This is a genomic window from Arenibacter aquaticus, from assembly GCF_003957295.1.
In the GTDB taxonomy this organism is placed as follows: domain Bacteria; phylum Bacteroidota; class Bacteroidia; order Flavobacteriales; family Flavobacteriaceae; genus Arenibacter; species Arenibacter aquaticus.
The window spans coordinates 728,871-750,130 of sequence record NZ_RQPJ01000001.1 but is presented as its reverse complement, the minus strand read 5'-3'; the positions used below and the strand labels follow the sequence as shown (position 1 = coordinate 750,130).

The following is a 21,260-nucleotide window of genomic DNA, read 5'->3' as shown; positions in this document are numbered from 1 at the left end:
ATAGTTTGCAAATATCAATTGTCCGTTTGTGCGCAACGTTATCTTAAGGTTATTTTTTTAGTTAAAAATGAACCTCCATTTGTAATCTGAACATGAATTCATTGAATCCTTCTTCAACGGATAGATAACTGATATCCGATTGAACCTTTAATTTATGTCCTACAATGAATTTTGACAGTCCCAAGGTGTATTGTTGTTCCAGGTTTTCTCCTGTAATATTTTTGTCTAGCCCTATGCGGGTATAGCGCCCAGATACTTCCCAGTTGTTTCTAAATAAATAGCCGGTCTGGAGATTTAAACCACTGCCTACCTGCACTACATCCCCGGTAAGGGAGCCATCGGCGTTAACGGCTAAGGGATCGTCCGCATCCCTATGGGCGTATTCGGCCATAAAAGAGTAGCCGTCGTATTTAAACATAGCATCTAGGAAGAGGGTATTGATATTGGTCTTGTGAAAACCAATATCGGTAACCATATAGCTTCCCTGGTTACCTCTGGTCTTTACGGCGTTACGGTTAAGGTTATAGGTTGCTGCCAACATTAATTTTGGCGATTTCTCCCTCTTTAGGTCGCTCCCACTGTATTCCCCTTTGCCAAGAAATTTTCCAAAGGGCAATAATTCCAAGCGTCCTGTGTATTGGTGTCCGCCCAGGTTTCCGGTGGTGATGTTTCTGCCCTCTCCCTGTGAAACGGCAATTATTTCCCTTATTAAAAAGCTGTCCGTTAAGTTGGTATGGTGTCTAAGTTGTAGGCCCATTCCCCTGTCCAAAGTGAATTGACTGTTTAGCATTGAGCGATCTACCATTTGAAGGTTCCCGGAGGAAATAACACGCTCCATATTACCAGGAAGTTTGGTTTGCCCTACCCATACTTGAAAGTTCTGATAAAAATTCCACATTACAACCGCGTCCAATATATATCTGGGGGCATTGCTAGTGTATTGTGACGCTCCCGATATGTCTCGGTTAGATAGTCCCAATTCTATTTTGTAGGTGAGTTTTGGTGAATAGGCAAATCCATCAAATTTTAACCTCGCCCGCCTAACCAAGGTATTAAAATGCGGATCTGTAAAATTTCCATTGGCATTTTCTGTCCAGTTAGAACTGCTCAATAATTGCATTCTCGCGGCAATCTTTGCGCTCCATGTGCTGTCTTTTCCCATTAAGTTAAAAAGACCCTTGCCAAATTCAGGAGCATTTGACTCCTGGGCATAGCTGCTGAATAATGAACACATAGCTAGCGCTAGTGCCAAACATTGCATTTTCATGATATCATTATTAGTTTTTGTCGATGACAAAGAACCAACATGAATGTTAAGTGAATGTTAACCCAGTAACAACTTTGTTTTAAATCATAAAAGCTGCCTTGGCCAAAGGCAGCTTTAGACTTCACATTAATAGTCGACAAAAACTAATATCTAAAATGAAATCAAATTTGTCTTAAGACAGTTGCTAAGATGGTGAATTGTCGTAACCCAAGTGTAACCTAAAGATTAAGTAAATGTTAAAATTAACGATCTAAAGTCGGGATTTGTAGGTAGGTGCCAATGGTTTTATTATGTGTTGCATTTCTAAAAATGTATCTTGCGCCCACTAATTTTACGATATGAATTGGGAACAATTACTCTCATTAAAACGCTTTGGCGACACCCATAAAAGAATAAGGAAGGAACAAGATGAAACCCGTTTGGGGTTTGAGGTGGACTATGACCGGGTTATATTTTCGGCAGCTTTTAGGAGCTTGCAGGATAAAACCCAGGTGATACCCTTATCTAAAACCGATTTTGTACATACCCGGCTTACCCATAGCCTTGAGGTATCGGTGGTAGGTAGGAGCCTGGGAAGGATTGCCGGAAAGAAAATTTTGGAAAGACATCCCTACCTCAAAGAAGTGCATGGGTATCGTTTTAATGATTTTGGGGCCATTGTTGCCGCTGCCGCCTTGGCCCATGATATAGGTAATCCTCCTTTTGGTCACAGTGGGGAGAAAGCCATTGGGGAATATTTTAAATCGGGAAAAGGCAGAAGGTTTGAAAATATATTGACCCAAAAGCAATATCAGGACATCATAGATTTTGAGGGAAATGCCAATGGATATAAATTATTGACCGAAACCCGAAAAGGGGTAGAGGGCGGGTTGCGCTTAAGTTATGCCACTTTGGGGGCATTTATGAAATACCCAAAGGAATCCTTGCCCAAAAAACCGACCAAGCGCATAGCCGACAAAAAATTTGGTGTTTTTCAGCAAAACTTGGATTCCTTTAAGGAAGTGGCCAAGGAATTGGGGCTGAGCCCTACCGGAAAAGATGGTGATATGGCGTTTTGCCGGCACCCGCTCACTTATTTGGTGGAAGCAGCAGATGATATTTGTTATACCATTATCGATTTTGAGGATGGCATCAACCTAGGCCTTATCTCTGAAGATTACGCCTTGGAATACCTTATTAAACTGGTGAAAGATAGCATCAATATTAAAAAGTACAATGAGCTGAACTTTATGGAAGATCGCTTAAGCTATCTAAGGGCCCTTGCCATAAATACCTTGATTTCCGATGCCATTTCTATTTTTATCGCTCACGAACAGGAAATTTTAAATGGAGAGTTTAACGTGGCCTTGATGGACAAAAGCAAGTTCAAGGCCCAGATAGAGGATATTATTCAATTGAGCGTAGAAAAGGTATATCAATCCCAAGAGGTAATAGAAAAGGAAATTGCAGGTTATAAGATCATTTCGGACATATTGGATGTCTATACTACTGCCTTGATTAATAAAAGGGAAAGTAGTAGCTCCAATTATGACCGATTAATGATTTCTACTTTGCCGGAACAATATAGGGAAACAGCTGGGTCTGTATATTCCATTATATTGAATACCTGTTGCTATGTAGCCAGTCTTTCGGACAGCGCGGCTGTGCATATCCATAATAAAATAATGGGAAAGCAACTTTAATGGTTTATTGAATTTTGGCTAAAAAGAAAGACCTCTTAAGAGCAATCTTAAAAGGTCTTTTTTTTTGTCTTTTAGCCACCAAAAGGTAGGCACTTCCCTTGCTGGGTTGGCTAGAAATCATAGGTGAGTCCCACTCCCAGCAATTGTTTAAACTGTACTTTCCGTTTTCCGGGGGTGGTTATGGTGCCATCTGCGGCCTTTACCTCGTCAAAAATAATGTCATGATCGTAGATCACATGGGTTCCTATGGAGGTTTTTACATACTTGTTCACGGTGAGGTCCAGGTTAAGCTCCCAGTCTATATCTATATTTCCAAAATTTTTGACGTAGTCCGAGTAGAGCTGTATCCTATGTTCTAGATTCATGTTTTTATATATCTTGCTTTCCCAAGAATTGGTGACCAGAAAACCAAATTCCAGATAAACATTCTCGCCTTCCTTAATAATGTTGCCATCCTCGTCCACGAGCGCCTTTTGAACACCAAAGGCCCCACTATTGGCCAAAGTCTGGTCTAGGACAAAGGTAGATTTAAAGGTAAGCGGAGCTAGGCGGAGGTTCAACTTTTTTCCTTCAGGGATATAGGAGGTACCAGCACCCAAAAGGGCGTATCCCGGTGCCATAAACCTAGAAATGGGTTTATCCCTATTGGGGTATTTATATCCGTTGGAGAACTGCGTCCTAAATTCGGCACTGGCAGAATAATACCAGTTGCTAATAGTATCCCTTCTAAAGGCAAAGGTTGAGGAAAAGCGCAATGCGTCATCGGATTTTCTCAATTTAAACCCTTCTTGGGCATTGAGTCCGTACCGTATATCCAAATTGTTGTTAAGTTGCACATACCTGAATTTGTAATTCCGCACAAATTTTGCACTGACCAAACCGGAGATGGAATTATTTCCCCCTGCATTCCAGTTAACAAAGGCTACTTCACTAAAATTAAATCCCAGTTTGTTTTCCTTATCCCAAAAGGAAGGTATTCTAAAGCGCCTGTATTTTTTTTCCAAGGGCTTGGTACGTTTAAAGGATACCACTGGGTTGGTGAGATCTGCTCCCCTGGGAATATACTTTATCTTATCCTGTAGTGTTCGGATCACTATAGTGTCTATTCGCATGGAGTCTACTTGCATGGAATCTACTTTGGTGGTATCCGGTTCTTGTGGGGAGGGGATAGTGTCTTGGGCAAATAAAAAATTGATATTTAGAAACACTAGGGCAACAAGGAAGATTTTACCGCACATACTTTTCAGGATTCAAAAGGTTGTTAATATAATTTTTAAGGGTCATTTGATCTATTTTTGCCATTTTTTGAAGTTCCCCGACCGTGCCGTGTTCCATAAAAATGTCTTCGATGCCAAAAATTTTAATAGGCACAAAGCTATGGATCTCGTTGGCATATTCCAAAATAGCACTTCCAAACCCACCTATTTTGCAACCGTCTTCAATGGTGATGACCTGTTTATAGGTAGACAGGATTTTGCGCAACATAACAGTGTCCAAAGGTTTTACGAAGCGCATATTATAATGCCCAATTTTGTGACTGTCGCCAAGCTCTTCCAATAAATGACTGACCATATTACCTATATGACCGATTGATAGCACAGCAATTTCCGTACCTTTTTTTAATTCTTGGGAAATTCCTATTGGTATTTTACTAAATTTTTGTCGCCACTGCACCATTACTCCCCTTCCCCTAGGGTATCTAATGGCGATGGGCTGTGTTAGCCCCAGTTGGGCCGTGTACATGATGTTTCTTAGCTCAACCTCGTTCATAGGGGCAAAAATAATAAGATTTGGTATACAACGTAAATAAGCCATGTCATATATTCCATGGTGGGTAGCACCATCCTGCCCCACAATTCCTGCGCGGTCCAAGCAAAATATTACGGGTAAGCACTGCAGGGCCACATCGTGTATTATTTGGTCATAGGCCCGTTGTAGAAAGGTAGAATAGATATTGCAATATGGTATGAGTCCTTCCGCGGCCATTGCACCGGCCATGGTAACCGCGTGCTGCTCGGCAATTCCAACATCAAAAGCCCTGTCGGGAATTTGCTGCATCATATATTTTAGGGAGCTGCCTGTGGGCATGGCTGGGGTTATTCCAACGATGTTTACGTTTTTCTTGGCCAATTCTACCAGTGAATGGCCAAATACATCCTGATATTTTGGAGGCTGGTTAAGGGCCGTTTTCGGCAACAGATCCCCGGTTATCTTATTGAATTTTCCCGGAGCATGATAAACCACCTGGTTTTCCTCGGCCTTTTTTAGGCCCTTGCCTTTGGTGGTTATGATGTGCAATAACTTGGGGCCTTCAATACGCCTAAGTCTATTTAATTCCTTGGTCAGGGCTTCAATATCATGTCCGTTCAAAGGGCCGCTGTAGCTAAAGTTTAGGCACTCAAAAATATTCTCATCCTTGGCGGTTCCTTTTTTTACATTGGTGAGGTACTTTTTTAGGGCTCCTACACTAGGGTCTATTCCTATGGCATTGTCATTGAGGATTATTAGGATATTGGCATTGGTATCCCCAGCGTGATTGAGCCCTTCAAAGGCCATGCCACTGGCAATGGAGGCATCACCAATGACCGCTATATGCTGTCTGTGGGTTTCCCCTTTTAGCTTAGAGGCCAATGCCATGCCTAGAATGGCAGAAATGGAGGTGGAGCTATGTCCCGTGCCAAAATCATCATACTCGCTCTCTGCCCGCTTGGGAAAGCCGCTGATGCCATGTAATTGTCGGTTGGTGTGGAAAATGTCCCTTCGTCCGGTAAGGATCTTATGTCCATAGGCCTGATGTCCTACATCCCAAATAAGTTTATCCTGTGGTGTATTAAAAACATAATGGAGCGCAATGGTCAGTTCTACAACCCCCAGACTTGCTCCTAAATGTCCTTCCTTGGTAGAAACAATATCTATGATGAACTCCCGGAGTTCCTTTGCTAGTTGGGTCAACTGTGGCAGTTGCAAGGATCTTATATCCTTTGGATTATTAATATGTGGTAGAATTCCCTTGGGCATATGTAAAAAGTTACACAAAACTAATGTATTTAGACATTGCTTACCTATAAGTTATGGTATCCTTTGTTGTATTTTTTTATATTTTTTTTGATTCTTGGAAGGTTGTCTTAATCTGGACTTTATTTTTTGCGCCTTTCTGAATATTGATTACTATTGTGGCGTTATACATTTCTTATGATCAACCCTTTTGATGACACCTATTTTATGAAGAAAGCCCTTCAGGAGGCGGAAATTGCCTTTGATAAAGGTGAAGTTCCCGTTGGTGCCATCATTGCGGTAGAAAATAGGATTATAGCCAGGGCGCATAATTTAACGGAGTGTTTAAATGATGTAACGGCCCATGCCGAAATGCAGGCCATAACCGCAGCGGCCAATTTCCTAGGAGGGAAATACCTACATCAATGTACCCTGTACGTCACCTTAGAGCCTTGCCAGATGTGTGCGGGAGCCCTGTATTGGAGCCAAATACCCAAGATTGTATATGGAGCCAGTGATGTGGAAAGAGGGTTTAGGGCCATGGGAACAACATTACATCCCAAGACAAAGGTGGTGAGTGGGGTCCTGGAAGAGGAGGCTTCCAATCTTTTAAAGCAATTCTTTATCCAGAAGCGTAATTTAAACTAAGTATCTACCAAAGTGTCCTTTCATAGCGCAACCATTTATAGTATTTAAAATCTTATTATGGGGTTACAAAGGCCTTTATTCTAATGAAAAAACAAGGATTTATTTATTGTATGATGTTGTCCATGTTGTTGACAGGCTGTGCGGATACTGATACCCCTGTGGAAGATGAACCTCTGAAAGGGACATGGTATCTGCTCAACATTAGTGGCGGATTTGCGGGCATGGACCAGGATTTTGAAAAAGGATCCATAATATGGGAGTTTGACCTTGAGCAGCAAAGCCTTGCGGTGATCAATAATGCCCTTTCAAATGCTTTGTATACGGGTTTGGATACAGCTAGCTATAGGTATTCTGTTCATGTTGAAAATGGTAGCTCCTATATAAGGGTAAACGATGTGGAATTTGGTGGAGTTACTTTCTTTGACTCCAAAATGGTGGTGGATCAAAATCTTGGGAGCCAAGGCAACGGAGCGGATGGTTTCGTTTTTGTTATGGAAAGGTGAAGTGCATAAGATACTTGGGTTGACAAAAAGAAAAAACCCCTGATATGGACCAAGGGTTTACATGTTTTTCAAAATAAAATCTTATTAGCCTATTACTTGCACTTGTGCAGCAACTATTCCCTTGCGCCCTTCTTCTTCTTCGTATTCTACTTTGTCACCTTCGTTAAGCTCAGTTCCGTTTAATGCCGTTGCATGAACAAAAATGTCTTTTCCTGTGTCGTCGTTGGTAATGAATCCATATCCCTTGGATTCATTAAAAAATTTTACTGTTCCAGTCATTTCAATGAAATTAAAATAATAATCGTTTAGATTACTAATTTATGTTTTTTTGCTTAAAATTGAATATAATCGAATTAAAAACTTATCAAATTTATTGATTATCAGTAGTTTCTTTGTCTTTGCCCTGCATTTTTCTGATGTTCTCTTCATTAAGCATATAGTCCTTCATTTTCTTGCCTTTGCTCACTTTTATTAGGAATAATGGCATGGCCAGCAAAAAAATACCAACGGTGCCAAAACCGATGCATTTGTTGGCCAAAATCAAATCTTCCTCCTTAATACTAAAGCCGTATATAATGGAAATAATGGATGCTATAAGAATTAGGCTGATAATATATTTCATAACCGCAAGGGGTTTATGGGGTTAAAGTTATTAATTTTCTTCTATAGGCCGTTAGCAACTTGGACTTGGAAATAAAGCCGATGTATTTCTCATTTTTTATAACCGGAAGATTCCATGCGCCGCTGCTTTGAAACTTTTCCATAATGTTGGTCATTTTATCCTTGTCCATTTCAATAACATCCGGAGGGGCATTCATGATGTCACTTGCCATCACCTCCTTGTATAGTTTTTGGTCGAACATAATAGGGCGAATGTCGTCCAATAAAATAATCCCCAGGAGGGTGCTGTCATCTTTGTCTATTACAGGGAATATGTTTCTGTTGGATTTCACTACCGCTTGGCGTACTATATCGCCCAGATTCATTTCAGGAAATATAGGTGCAAAGTTATCTTCAATAACCTTGTCTATATCCATCAAGGTTAAAACGGCGTGGTCCTTGTTGTGGGTAATAAGTTCTCCTTTTCTGCCCAATTCCATATTGTAGACAGAATGGGGGTGTACGTATTTGGTAATGGAAAAGGAGATGGCTGAGGTGATCATAAGCGGGACAAATAATTCATATCCTCCCGTTACCTCTGCAATTAGGAAAATTGCCGTAAGTGGGGCGTGGAGCACACCTGCCATAAGACCGGCCATACCTACCAGGGTAAAATTACTTTCAGAAATTTGATTAGGGAGTATTCCAAGGGCATTAATTATTTTAGCTATGCAATTGCCCATGATGCTCCCCATAAAAAGGGTTGGGGCAAAGATTCCGCCAACTCCTCCAGCACCAAAGGTTAGGGCACAAGCGATAATCTTAAAGAAGACCAACCCTGCCAGAAGGCCAATAACCACCCAGGATTCACTCAGGTCTAAATGAAAAATGTTGTTTTCCAGCACCTTTTCCGGGCTGCCTAATATAAGGTTATTGATAACATCGAATCCTTCACCGTACAGTGGGGGTACAAGATATACCAGGATGCCTATTGCAATACCGCCGTAAAGCAATCTTTTTACACCTGATTCTATTTTGTCGAATATTTTTTGGACCCGTTCATAAACTTCCGTGAAATATATAGATGTCAATCCGGCAAATATCCCTAAAATGATAAAGAAAGGAACATCTGATATAATAAATTCATCTTCGATCGTAAAAGGCAAAAGTACATCACTCCCGAAGAAAAAATAGGAGGTTATTATTCCCGACAGGGAGGCTAATAGCAAGGGCAACATGGAGGCAATGGTAAGGTCTAGGCTAAAGACTTCAATGGCAAAAATAATGGCCGCTATAGGGGCCTTGAATATGGAGGACATGGCACCTGCTGCGGCACAGCCAATAAGCAGGTTCCTTGTGGTTTGGTTTACATGGAGCATTCTTGCAATATTGGAGCTAATGGCCGCCCCTGTTGCCACAGTAGGTCCCTCCAATCCTACAGAGCCACCAAATCCTACAGTTATGGGAGCCGTTAGAATGGAACCGAACATCTGATATTTTCGCATAAGCCCCTTTTTTTTGGAAATAGCGAAAAGGGTAGATGGTATCCCATGGCTAACCTTGTTACGGATAATATATTTTATAATGAGGAAAACAATGGTTAGGCCTATAATGGGAAAGACAAAATAAAAGGCATTGTGATAGTATCTAACTAGATTACCTTCTAAAAGGTGCTGAAAAAAATGGGTAAGGTTTTTAAGGATCACGGCGCCCATACCAGAGGTGAAACCTACCAAAATACTAAGCAGGTACGTAAATTGTCTTTGGGAAATATGTTTTGCGCGCCAAACCAAAAAACTGTTCAGCCAAGATTTTTTTAGTGCCGCCATATTAATGAAAAAAATCCTGCTATGTAATGGGATAGCAGGATTTTAAAGATAAGATTATAAATCCAATTTTAGGTGTAGTTCCTGTAATTGTGTGTCATCCAAAGGGGCGGGGGCGTCTATCATGACATCGCGACCACTGTTGTTTTTAGGGAAGGCTATAAAGTCCCTAATAGTTTCCTGTCCCCCCAGAATGGCTACCAGTCTGTCCAGTCCAAATGCCAGGCCTCCATGTGGTGGAGCACCATATTGAAAGGCATCCATTAAAAATCCGAACTGGGCCTTGGCCTCTTCCGGGCTAAACCCAAGGTGTTTGAACATGGTAGCTTGTATTTGTTTGTCGTGGATACGTATAGATCCACCACCAATTTCATTACCGTTCAGTACCAGGTCATACGCATTGGCCTTTACGGCCCCTGGATCTGTATCCAGCAATTCCATTTGTCCGGGTTTGGGTGCGGTAAAAGGGTGGTGCATGGCATGGTAATGTCCTGTTTCCTCATCCAATTCCAGTAGTGGGAAGTCTATTACCCATAGTGGGGCAAATTCGTCCTTTTTACGCAGCCCCAATCGTTCTGCCATTTCCATCCTAAGAGCACTTAGCTGCGCCCTGGTTTTATTGGTGTCCCCTGAAAGTACGCATATCAGGTCCCCTGGTTTGGCGCCTGTTGCCTCTGCCCACTTGGCAAGGTCTTCCTGATCGTAAAACTTGTCTACAGAAGATTTAAAAGTGCCGTCTTCATTGTATTTGGCATAGACCATTCCTTTGGCACCAACCTGTGGCCTGCGTACCCAGTTTACTAATCCGTCTATTTCCTTCCTTGTATAGGAAGCTCCACCGGGGATGGCAATACCCACAACTAATTGGGCTTCGTTGAAGATGCCAAAATCTTTGTGCTGGGCAACGGCGTTAAGTTCTCCGAACTCCATGCCAAATCGGATATCCGGTTTGTCGTTTCCATAGCGCTTCATGGCCTCGTCAAAGGTCATTCTAGGAAATTCGTCGATAGCAACGCCTCTTATTTCTTTAAGTAGGTGTCTTGTAAGCCCTTCAAATATATTTAGGATATCCTCTTGTTCCACGAAGGCCATCTCGCAGTCTATTTGGGTGAATTCTGGCTGTCTGTCGGCCCGCAGGTCTTCGTCCCTAAAACATTTTACGATCTGGAAGTATTTGTCCATACCGCCTACCATCAATAATTGCTTAAAGGTTTGCGGCGATTGTGGCAAGGCGTAAAATTGGCCTTCGTTCATTCTGCTGGGAACCACAAAATCACGTGCCCCTTCGGGTGTCGATTTTATAAGATAGGGGGTTTCAACTTCAATAAAGCCTTGGTCGGAAAGGTGTTTCCTGACCTCCATGGTTACCTTGTGCCTAAAGATCAGGTTGTTCTTTACCGGATTTCTACGAATGTCCAAGTAACGGTATTTCATACGTATGTCCTCCCCGCCATCTGTTTGGTCCTCTATGGTAAAGGGAGGGACAATGGATTTATTTAGAATTTTAAGGTCAGAAACCAATACTTCCACATTTCCCGTAGGGATATTTGGATTTTTGGAGGCACGTTCAATTACAGTTCCATGAACCTGAATGACAAACTCCCTGCCTAAACTTCTGGCAATTTCCATTATTTCTTTGGAGGAGCGTTCCTCGTCAAAAATAAGTTGGGTTATACCGTATCTATCGCGTAAGTCTGCCCAGATCACAAAACCTTTATCCCTAACCGTTTGTACCCATCCAGATAAGGTTACCTCTGTCTGTTGGTGGGTTTCGCGCAATTCACCACAATTATGACTTCTATACATTTTTTTATTTGATCTATGAGTGGACAAATGTAAGAAGTAATAGGGTAAGCTGAAAAAATATCACCATCGGAAAATTAAAAAATGATTTTAGGAATATTTAGTTATTAAAGGTGTTGTTTTAAGAATTTTAACAAAAATTAACTAAATTGGTACATATATCTAACAAAAAGCACTGATATGAAACAAAAACTTATTAAGAAGAACATTTTGTTATTTTTTTTGATGGCTCCTTTGATGCTATTGGCGCAGGGAGTTGTTAATGGAAAGGTAACTGACGCTGGACTTGGGGATGCATTACCCGGGGTCAATGTGGTGGTAAAGGGGACTACTATTGGCACCACTTCGGATTTTGATGGTAATTACGAACTGTCCATAACGGATTTCCCGGTCACATTGGTTTTTTCTTCTCTTGGATATGCGTCCAAGGAATTACAAGTGACTACTGCCAGTACCATGGATGTGGCCTTACAGGAATCGGCAACTGGTTTGGAGGAGGTAGTGGTAACAGGACTGGCAACATCGGTTAAACGTAGTAATTCTGCCAATGCAGTTGCCTCGGTATCAGCAGATGAATTAACGGGAAGAACCCCGCCTCAAACCTTAGATGGAGCTCTGGCCGGTAAATTTGCAGGAGCGCAAATTACAGCGGCCTCCGGAGCCCCTGGAGGTGGAATGTCGGTAAAATTAAGGGGGGTAACCTCTATTAATGGACAGGGTCAGCCATTATATATTATAGATGGGGTCTACGTGAATAACAACAGTATTTTTGCTGGTGGTTTAAATGAGATTTCCAACGCCGCTGGTGGTGGTGCCTCCTCGACCGATTCACAGGACAATGCATCAAATAGGATTGCTGATATTAATCCGGACGATATTCAAAACATTGAAATATTGAAAGGTGCTTCGGCCTCAGCGATTTACGGTTCTAGGGCGGCCGCTGGTGTAATCATTATTACAACCAAAAAAGGGAAAGCAGGGAAAACAAAAATTAATTTTTCCCAAGCCATAGGATTTAATGAAGCAGTAAACCTGTTAGGTCAAAGAAATTGGACCTCTGCATTGGCAGAGAGTGTTTATGGTGAAGGTGCTCTGTATACTGCAGCTGAATCTGCAGGTAGACTACGTGATTATGAGAAGGAAATATATGGGGAAAAGGGATTTATTACCAATACTAATTTAAGTATTTCTGGAGGGTCTGATAAAACCTCTTTTTATGGCAGTTTCACCAATAATGAAGAAGATGGTATTGTAAAAAGGACTGGAGCAACCAAACAATCACTGAGATTAAATGTTGATCACAGGATAACAGATGATATTAAATTGTCCCTAACTGGAAATTATTTGGAGTCCAGTGCAGATAGGGGATTCTTCAATAATGATAATTCCAATACAACTATAGGTGTTTCCTTGTTGTTTACAAGACCTTGGGACTATTTGTTGCCAGATGCCGACGGTAATTATCCCGATCATCCAGCTAATTCATCCAATCAGATTCATACTCGTGATGTTATGACGAACAATGAATCGGTTAGCCGTTTAATCGCTGGTGGATCCTTGGATGTGAATTTGTTCAGTAATGAAAATCAAAGTTTAAAGATGATTTTAAAGGCTGGATTGGATACCTACACTCTTAAAACCACGGTTTTTTTTCCTCGGGAATTACAGTTTATGAGTCCGGCTGTAGGAGGGGTGGACGGTTTGTCATCTGATGGTACTACTCAAAACACCGATGCCAATTTTTCAGGTTTTCTAGTACATAATTTCCGTACCGATAATGAACTTAGCTTTACCACACAGGCAGGTGTAACCAATGAGCAATTTTCCCAAAATACGGTTAGGGTAACCTCCACTGGTTTAATAGCCTCTGAACAGAATGTAGATCAAGCGGCCAATGTTAAGGTAGATCAATTTAGGTTGGAACAGGAAGATGCAGGATTTTTTGTTCAAGAAGAGGTGAACTTTCAAGATAAAATAGTAGGGACGCTGGGGATAAGGGGAGATAAATCCTCAAACAATGGTGATGCCAATAAGCTATTTTATTACCCTAAGGTTTCTGCAGCAGTAAATATTCACAATTTCGACTTCTGGAATTTGGAGCAGGTAAATCAGATTAAGTTGCGTGCGGCTTATGGGGAGGCGGGCAACTTCGCACCAAATGGGGCGCTTTTTACTACTTATATAAACTCTTTGATTAATGGTAATGTTGGGATAATTACCCCTTCGACACTTGGGGATCCGTCCATACAACCGGAAAGACAAAAAGAATTGGAACTTGGTTTGGATGCAGGGTTTTTGAACAATAAAGTTACCCTGGAGTTTACTTGGTATAACAAGAAAGTGGAAGACCTTATTCTTCAGGCGGATAACGAACCCTCTTCAGGCTATACTTTCCGTTGGGCGAATGCTGGTGCTTTGGAAAATAAGGGAGCAGAAATAGGAATAAATGTTAATGCCTTTGACTCGGAGGGCTTTTCTTGGGATTCCGGGATTAGTTGGTTTAAGAACAAATCTGAGATTACTAAATTAACAGTTGCTTCATTTGACACACAAGGTTTTGGTACGGGTCTGGGTACGTTTAGAATAGAAGAGGGGAAGAGTGCTACTCAAATTGTAGGGAATGATGAAGATGGTAATGTGGTAGCCTTAGGAGACGCCGAGCCGGATTTTCAAATGTCATTCAATAATAATTTCAAATACAAAGATTTCACTTTATCTTTTTTATGGCATTGGAAAAAGGGCGGTGACAATGTAAACCTTAGTAGGTTGCTTTCTGATTTTGGCAACACAAGTGCCGATTACGATGAGATGACTCTAGACCCTTCAGGTACTTTGAACAATGGAGATTACAGAAAAAGTGCATTTGGTTCTGGTTTTGCCGGGCCCTTTGTGGAAGATGCTTCGTATTTAAAATTAAGGGAAGTAGGGTTGTACTACAATCTTTCAGAAAATACCCTTCAAGAACTTTTTAAAGGAAATGTTTCCAATGTAAAAATTGGACTTTCAGGACAAAATATCATCAATATTTTTGATTACAACAGTTATGATCCGGAGGTTTCGAATTTTGGTTCAGCAGCTGCAGGGATAGGAATTGAAGTGGCACCATTTCCATCGTCCAAAAGATTTATGTTTCACTTGTCAATTGGACTATAACATTTAAAAAAAATAATATGAATATCACAAATAAATTAGAAGTTCTATTTATGACCTTGATCGGATTGCTGGTTTTTGGTTGTACAATTGAAGATGGGAAAGATTTAAACGGACCGGAAACGGTATCTATTTCGGAAGGAGTATCCAGACCGGAACTTCCTCAGGTGGTATCTGGTATATTGGCCGATATGAGAGATCGTTTAAATACTCAAGAAGATGTTATTTCAGTAGTTGGACGGGACTATTGGAGGCATCAGAGCTCTGACCCCAGATGGACTGGTGACCTTATGACGGGTGTTTTGGATGACAACGCCTTTTATCTGACAACTCCCTATGCAGCTCGTTATGCCGTAGTCAAGGAATGTAATCTTTTGTTGGAAGGATTGGAGAATACGACAACGGATTTTTCGGATACTGAAAAGGCGGCGATTAGGGGGTTTGCAAACACCATTAAGGCACATCAATTGTTGACAGTGCTCAATATGTTGTATCAAAATGGAATACGCACTGATGTGGCCGATCCTGATAATTTAGGAAGCTTCGAGGGTTATGATTCCGCTCTTACAACCATAATAGGATTACTGAATAGCGCTGCAACTGATTTGGCTGCCGGAGGTGATGTTTCCCCAAATACCATGGGGGTATCCTATTTAGAATTCAATAGGGCCATAACGGCTCGAGCGGCTGCCTATCAAGGGAATTATTCTCTTGTTTTAAGTGCTTTGGATGAATCCTTTATGGATTTCGCGGGTGATATGTATTTGGGAGCTTATCATAGGTTTTCTGCGGCAGGATCGGATGAATTGAATCAATTATTTTTTGCTTTAAACTCTACTGGAGCCAATGCGAGAATTGCTCATCCGGATTTTGTTAATTCCGCAGAGGCAGGAGATAGCCGATTGGATAAAGCAGTCTTGAGAACCGACGGACCACTTAATATCGCTGGATTGACCCCTGGAACGCATGATGTATATATTTATGAATCTAGCACGGATCCTGTTGCGATAATTAGGAATGAGGAGCTTATTTTGTTGTATGCAGAAGCGAATATGGTAGATAATCCCGGTGAAGCTGAAATGGCGATCAACGTAGTGAGAGATGCTGCAGGACTTGATCCTGTTCTTCCCGGTACTGTAGATGAGGATAGGCTTTTGTATGAAAGAAGATATTCTTTATTTGCAGAGGGGCATCGCTGGATAGATTTAAGAAGATTCAATAAATTGGATGAGCTTGTATTAGATAGAGCAGGGGATAATAGGGTTACCCAGTTTCCTATTCCTCAGAATGAAGGCCAATAACACAACGCTGAATATTTCCTAATCATCCATCAAAATAAACAAACTCCCCATTTTGGGGAGTTTGTTTATTTTGTAATAAGTTAAAAAACAAGGGGTTGGCGCTTCAATGTAAATTTAATGTTAAGTAATTGTATATTTTTCGTAAAATATCTCTATCTTTATTTCGTTAGATAGCATATACATAAACTTAAAATCCCAAATAGCATGAAAGGAATAACATTAATTTTTGCACTTATATTTTCAGTAGTAATCAATGCTCAGGAAGTAAAACCCGTTTTCCAGCAAGATGGAGAGTTGTTAAAGGCCACCTATTTCCATGACAATGGAGAAGTTTCCCAACAAGGGCAGTTTTTAAACGGAAAGCTGCACGGGGAATGGAAAATGTTTGATGAAGATGGGAAAAAAGTTGCCATGGGTGAATATGTTAACGGTAAGAAATCTGGAAAATGGTTCTTCTGGGAAGCAAAAAAGCTTAAGGAAGTAGATTTCGTAGATAGTAAGATTGCCAACGTTACCCAATGGAGCAGTGAAAAACAGTTAGCTGTTAATAAATAGCGGTACAACTTATTGTATAAAAACCCGGCCTAACACGTCGGGTTTTTTGTTTTTTGACCAGATAGGGTTGTCGATATCCAAAATTCTTCCTTTTCCTAATATTCTTGCAACCATATAATAAAATGTATTGGTTGAATAATAGTCAGTAACCAAAGGTTTGCAGATAGCAAAAAGCGGGCGTTTAAACTAAGTTTAAACGCCCGCTTTTTTGTTTTTCTTTCCCGCTGGATTTACCTCTAGCGGATAGCCATTAAGAGGCTACTTGAGCGGTTTCGGGTTTATTGTCCGTTCCCTGTTTAGTACCTCTAAGAGCAATCTTAATGCGGTATACAATGTTGAACAATACCGGTACAATGATCAAGGTAAGGAAGGTGGCCACAATTAACCCAAAGATTACCGTCCAGGCCAGAGGTCCCCAGAAAATAACATTGTCCCCTCCCATGTATATGTGCGGGTTGAATTCCGAGAATAGGGCAAAGAAATCGATGTTGAGACCTATCGCCAAGGGAATTAGCCCCAATACAGTGGTTATAGCTGTTAGGATTACCGGCCTCAGCCTGGCCTTTCCACCCTTAACGATGGCCGCAGTGGCATCTTCCTTGGATAGCAATGCCTTTTCATCCATTCCCAGTTTTACCTTTTTACGGTCTATAAGGATCTGGGTGTAATCCAACAGTACCACCCCGTTGTTTACTACAATACCGGCCAAGGAAATAATACCCATCATGGTCATCATAATAACAAAGGACCAACCTGTGATCATTAAGCCTCCAAACACTCCTATGAAGCTTAGGAAAATGGCGATCATTATAATCAGAGGTTTGGATATTCCGCCAAATTGAAATATCAATATCAGCATAATAAGTCCCAATCCGGTAAAAAATGCCCCTACTAGGAAGAGCATCTGTTTGTTTTGCTCCTCTATTTGCCCCGTGTAGTCTATTTTTATATCTGGGGGAAGGTTTTTAAATTCTTCCATCTCATTCTGTATTTCGGCAACGATGGCGGCGGCGTCGGTAAACCCTGGTTGCAGACCAGAGTAAACTGTTACCACTCGTTTGTTGTCCCGGTGCTTTATGGCACTAAATCCAGAGGTATTACGTTCTGTAGCTACGGCAGAGACAGGGATTTCCTTTATTTGACCGCTAGACTGATCCCTAAAGATGATATTCTGATTAAAAAGAGCACTTTTATTGTACCTTAAATCCTCACTAAAGCGTACATTAATATCGTAATCTTCTCCATCTTCCTTATATATCCCGGCTTTTTCCCCAAATAACGCCCTTCTAAGCTGGTTTCCTACCTGGCCTACCGCCACTCCCAGTTCCCCGGCTTTTTTACGGTCTACTACCACTTGCATGGAAGGCTTACTCTTGTTAACATCAATCTTTAGTTCTTCAATACCAGCTATATTTTTGGTATTGATAAAGTTTCTAATGTCCTCGGCCGTATTAATAAGTTGGTCGTAGTCCTTCCCTTCCAATTCTATATTAATGGGGTAACCCGCTGGCGGGCCATTGGCATCTTTTTCTACAGAGATGGCCACCCCTGGATAAATACCACTTAAACCGGCTTGGACCTTGGCTCGGATGTCTTCGGTGTTCTTTCCTTTCCTGTACTTGTATTCACTAAAGTTAACGGTAACCTTGCCCCTATGTGGCATTTCTGCCGAGGAGCCTCCATCTGTCAACGGGTTGCCGGCGCCTTCCCCTACTTGGGAAACGGCAGAGGTCATCATAAAGTTTTCGCCATTGTCCATATATTCCTCATCATTGATGATGGCATAGACCCTTTTCTCAATATCCAAGGTGATGGCATTTGTTTTTTCTATGGCCGTTCCCTCCGGATATTCTATATAGACATATATTTCATTGGGTTTATTGTCCGGGAAGAATTCTATTTTGGTCCTTCCGCTACCCACAGACATCCCAAAGAGCATAAATACAACAACCAGTAGCATAGCGGTAATCCCAAAATACCAGTAAACGTTTTTGCCTTTCAGGGCGTGTACCAGTCTTTTTTCGTACCAGTTTTCAAAGCGGGTCATGGTGTTCTTTTGAAAGCGGATGGCCCATTTTTTTAGAGCGTATTTATAGATCCAAAACATGGCCGCTGTTACGATCATTACCGTACCCAATCCTCTTATTGCACCACCCAGGAAAAGGATCAGTAAGCCCAGTCCGCCCATAATTACACTTATACGGACCAGCTGCTTAACGGTCAGTTCCTTTTCATCGGTATCCATAAAGTTGGATACCAGCATGGAGTTCATAAAGATGGCCACGAACAGGGACGATCCCAGCACAACGGACAAGGTGATTGGGAAGTAGATCATGAACTGCCCAAATATACCTGGCCAGAGTCCTAGCGGAACGAAGGCTGCAACCGTGGTGGCTGTTGAAATGATAATGGGAAATGCAATTTCCCCAATACCTTTTTTAGCAGCTTCTATACGCGGCATGCCCTCATCCATTAAACGATACACGTTTTCTACTACAACAATACCATTATCTACCAACATTCCCAGCCCCATGATCATACCGAACAAGATCATGGTATTTAGGGTGTAACCCAGCCAAGACAGGATCATAAAAGACATAAACATGGACATGGGTATGGCAAAACCAACAAATAGCGCATTGCGGAAACCTAAAAAGAACATCAGCACGCTGACAACCAAAATAATTCCAAAAATTATATTGTTCACTAGATCGTCTACCTGGTTAAGTGTCCTGGCAGAGGAGTCGTTGGCTATGGATATGTGCAGATCGGGAGGAAAATAATTTTCCTTGGTGGTCTTTACCAATTCCCTGATCTTATCTGCAGCCGAAATGGAGTTTTGGCCTGCCCGTTTTTTTACGTCCAGCATCACCACGCTTTCCCCAAATTCCCGAGCATAAGTGGTCTTGTCCTTCTCTTCAAAACTTATATGGGCAATATCTTTTAGGTATACGGCGCCGTTGTCCGATTTCACAACAAAGTCGTTTAGTTGTGCAGGATCTTCAACTTCGCCCAATATTCTAATGGTTCGTCGTTGTCCGCCTACTTTTAAGTTCCCTGCGGACATGGTCATATTGCCATTGCCTATAGCCTGCATTACATCGTCAAAGCTTACCTTGGCGGCCATCATTTTGTAGACATCCACTGCAACTTCTACCTCCTTTTCCTGGGCACCCCTTATGTCGGCTTTTTTAACCTCAGGAAGGTTTTCTATTTCGTCCTGCAAATATTCTGCATATTCCTTTAGTTTTTCCACAGGATAGTCGCCCGTAAAGTTTACGTTCATAATAGGGACCTCCTCGGAAAAATTTAGGTCAAAAACATTGGGTTCCACTTTAGCCCCATTAAAGGTAGGCCAATCCTCACTGGCCTTTTCACTATCTACCTCATCCTTTACCTTTTGCTTGGCCGACTCAACACTTATCTCCTCATCAAATTCTACCGTAATGATGGAGTAATCCTCTTGGGAGGTAGAAATGATTTCTACAACGTTGCTGATGTTCTTAAGCTCGTCCTCCAAGGGGTCCGTAATTAGCCGTTCTATATCCTCAGCGGTGTTCCCCGGGTAAGGGGTACTTATATAGATTTTGGTTTCTATGATCTCTGGAAAGTCTTCCCTAGGCATGGCAAAATAGGCGGAAAATCCGATCCATAGAAAAATTCCTATCATTACATAGATTACCGAAGGGTTGTCTATGGCCCAAGACGATAAACTAAATTCTTTGTCTGCGTTTTTTTGTAGTTTGCTCATGGACCTATTAGTTTAGAATTTTCACCTTTTGGCCATCTTTTACGCTTCTGGCTCCTTCTTTAATAATATGATTGCCATCTTCTATTCCCGATACAATCTCTACAAATCCATCTTGTGTCTTGCCTGTAGATATGATAATCTTTTTAGCCACCGCTTCATTATTGTCATTTAGCTCTTCGGCCTTATAGACATATTGTTCCCCTTCGGCATTTTCAGATACAATACTCTGTGGGACTAGAATGGCATTTTCACTGGTATAGTCGTTTAGCTGAACCCTGGCACTTAAATTTGGTTTAATGTTGCCGTTTTTATTGGGAACAGGGATCTCTACGGTGAAAGATCTATTGCCGGGGTTGATAAAATTTCCGGTTTGCCTAATAGTGGTCTTTACACTGTCTCCCAGTACGGGGAAATATACCTTGGCCTCCTTGCCGTTTTTAATACTGCCCAAATAGGTTTCCGGTACTTCTACGTCTATATACATATCGGAGAGGTTCACTATTCTGAAAATTTCGGATCCCGGTCCTGGGGAAACTACTGTTCCTTGGTCTTTAATAACATCATCTATAATTCCGGAAAAGGGGGCGCGGATGCTAGACTTCCCCAACTGGCTCTGCATCTGTTTAACATTGCTCTCTATGGCTTCGTAATTGGTCTTTGCCTGTAAATACTGGATTTCGGAGCCAATTTTTTGTTCCCAAAGTCTTTTTTGGCGTTCAAAGGTGGTTTTGGCCAATTGGGCCTGTGTTTTTAATTGCGCTACCTGACTGCTTAATCCACCGTCATCTATAGTGGCCAATAGCTGCCCCTTGTTTACTTTTTGACCGTCCTTGACATAGACTTTTTTAAGTACCCCTTGCATTTCTGGATAGATCAATACATTTTGCTTAGTCTGTACGTCGCCCTGTAGGTCCAGATAATGGTCAAATTTCTGGGGATTGGCTACAATGGTGGTGACCAAAGGAAGGTTTTCCTGTCCGGACAATGAGCCAATGGCAGAATCCAATTTTTTAATTTCCGATTCCAATACCCTTTGTTTTTGGGAGAGTTCGCTTTTTTTGGCTCGGAGGGCCTTGAGGTCGCCACTTGGGATAAGATTATCTGTTGATTGCTGATTATTTCCCCCACAAGACACGATTAGGGTTCCCAGTGCTACTATGTGAAATATTTTTTTCATGAT

Annotated in this window: 15 protein-coding genes; 6 read left to right on the top strand and 9 right to left on the bottom strand. The window is 41.5% G+C overall.

Annotation, left to right across the window (positions count from 1 at the left end):
• Positions 1-61: 61 nt before the first annotated feature.
• Complete coding sequence (locus tag EHW67_RS02825) at positions 62-1,267, bottom strand: porin (protein WP_126160817.1); 1,206 nt, start codon at positions 1,265-1,267, stop codon at positions 62-64.
• Between the two features lie 338 nt (positions 1,268-1,605).
• Here EHW67_RS02825 and dgt point away from each other — a divergent pair, with 338 nt between their 5' ends.
• A complete protein-coding gene (gene dgt / locus EHW67_RS02820) occupies positions 1,606-2,949 on the top strand; it encodes a dGTP triphosphohydrolase (protein ID WP_126160816.1) in 1,344 nt (447 codons plus the stop codon).
• 110 nt (positions 2,950-3,059) lie between these two features.
• Here the strand turns inward: dgt and EHW67_RS02815 are convergent, their stop codons facing one another.
• Together EHW67_RS02815 and EHW67_RS02810 are read right to left on the bottom strand one after the other, a co-directional pair.
• On the bottom strand, positions 3,060-4,187 hold the full coding sequence (locus tag EHW67_RS02815; protein ID WP_126160815.1) for a DUF3078 domain-containing protein: 1,128 nt from the start codon (positions 4,185-4,187) through the stop codon (positions 3,060-3,062).
• Positions 4,177-5,967 carry a 1-deoxy-D-xylulose-5-phosphate synthase gene (locus EHW67_RS02810; protein ID WP_126160814.1) on the bottom strand — a complete coding sequence of 597 codons (1,791 nt, stop codon included), beginning with the start codon at positions 5,965-5,967 and terminating at the stop codon, positions 4,177-4,179. The genes EHW67_RS02815 and EHW67_RS02810 overlap by 11 nt, the downstream gene beginning before the upstream one ends.
• Positions 5,968-6,141: 174 nt before the next feature.
• Here EHW67_RS02810 and EHW67_RS02805 point away from each other — a divergent pair, with 174 nt between their 5' ends.
• Complete coding sequence (locus EHW67_RS02805) at positions 6,142-6,591, top strand: nucleoside deaminase (protein WP_126160813.1); 450 nt, start codon at positions 6,142-6,144, stop codon at positions 6,589-6,591.
• 83 nt (positions 6,592-6,674) lie between these two features.
• A complete protein-coding gene (locus EHW67_RS02800; RefSeq protein WP_126160812.1) occupies positions 6,675-7,094 on the top strand; it encodes a hypothetical protein in 420 nt (139 codons plus the stop codon).
• A gap of 84 nt (positions 7,095-7,178) precedes the next feature.
• Here EHW67_RS02800 and EHW67_RS02795 read toward each other — a convergent pair whose 3' ends face one another.
• The 4 genes from EHW67_RS02795 to aspS all read right to left on the bottom strand — a co-directional run bounded on the left by EHW67_RS02795 (position 7,179) and on the right by aspS (position 11,326).
• Positions 7,179-7,373: a cold-shock protein gene (locus tag EHW67_RS02795; RefSeq protein WP_126160811.1), complete on the bottom strand. Its 195-nt coding sequence runs from the start codon at positions 7,371-7,373 to the stop codon at positions 7,179-7,181.
• Between the two features lie 91 nt (positions 7,374-7,464).
• Entirely contained in the window at positions 7,465-7,716 is a 252-nt protein-coding gene (locus EHW67_RS02790) for a hypothetical protein (protein WP_126160810.1), read from the bottom strand.
• A gap of 13 nt (positions 7,717-7,729) precedes the next feature.
• On the bottom strand, positions 7,730-9,523 hold the full coding sequence (locus EHW67_RS02785) for a chloride channel protein (RefSeq protein WP_126160809.1): 1,794 nt from the start codon (positions 9,521-9,523) through the stop codon (positions 7,730-7,732).
• A 54-nt stretch (positions 9,524-9,577) separates the two neighbouring features.
• The gene (aspS, locus tag EHW67_RS02780) at positions 9,578-11,326 is read right to left on the bottom strand and encodes an aspartate--tRNA ligase (RefSeq protein ID WP_126160808.1); all 1,749 of its coding nucleotides are present in this window, start codon (positions 11,324-11,326) and stop codon (positions 9,578-9,580) included.
• Between the two features lie 177 nt (positions 11,327-11,503).
• Here aspS and EHW67_RS02775 point away from each other — a divergent pair, with 177 nt between their 5' ends.
• The 3 genes from EHW67_RS02775 to EHW67_RS02765 all read left to right on the top strand — a co-directional run bounded on the left by EHW67_RS02775 (position 11,504) and on the right by EHW67_RS02765 (position 16,329).
• Positions 11,504-14,476 (top strand): SusC/RagA family TonB-linked outer membrane protein, encoded by a 2,973-nt coding sequence (locus EHW67_RS02775; RefSeq protein ID WP_126160807.1) that lies wholly within the window; start codon positions 11,504-11,506, stop codon positions 14,474-14,476.
• A 17-nt stretch (positions 14,477-14,493) separates the two neighbouring features.
• The gene (locus EHW67_RS02770; RefSeq protein ID WP_126160806.1) at positions 14,494-15,774 is read left to right on the top strand and encodes a RagB/SusD family nutrient uptake outer membrane protein; all 1,281 of its coding nucleotides are present in this window, start codon (positions 14,494-14,496) and stop codon (positions 15,772-15,774) included.
• A gap of 204 nt (positions 15,775-15,978) precedes the next feature.
• Positions 15,979-16,329, top strand: coding sequence for a toxin-antitoxin system YwqK family antitoxin (locus EHW67_RS02765; RefSeq protein ID WP_126160805.1), 351 nt, complete (start codon positions 15,979-15,981; stop codon positions 16,327-16,329).
• A 250-nt stretch (positions 16,330-16,579) separates the two neighbouring features.
• On the opposite strand, the gene EHW67_RS02760 is transcribed toward EHW67_RS02765, so the two are convergent.
• Positions 16,580-20,080, bottom strand: coding sequence for an efflux RND transporter permease subunit (locus tag EHW67_RS02760; RefSeq protein ID WP_126160804.1), 3,501 nt, complete (start codon positions 20,078-20,080; stop codon positions 16,580-16,582).
• A 7-nt stretch (positions 20,081-20,087) separates the two neighbouring features.
• The gene (locus EHW67_RS02755) at positions 20,088-21,257 is read right to left on the bottom strand and encodes an efflux RND transporter periplasmic adaptor subunit (RefSeq protein ID WP_126160803.1); all 1,170 of its coding nucleotides are present in this window, start codon (positions 21,255-21,257) and stop codon (positions 20,088-20,090) included.
• Positions 21,258-21,260: the final 3 nt, after the last annotated feature.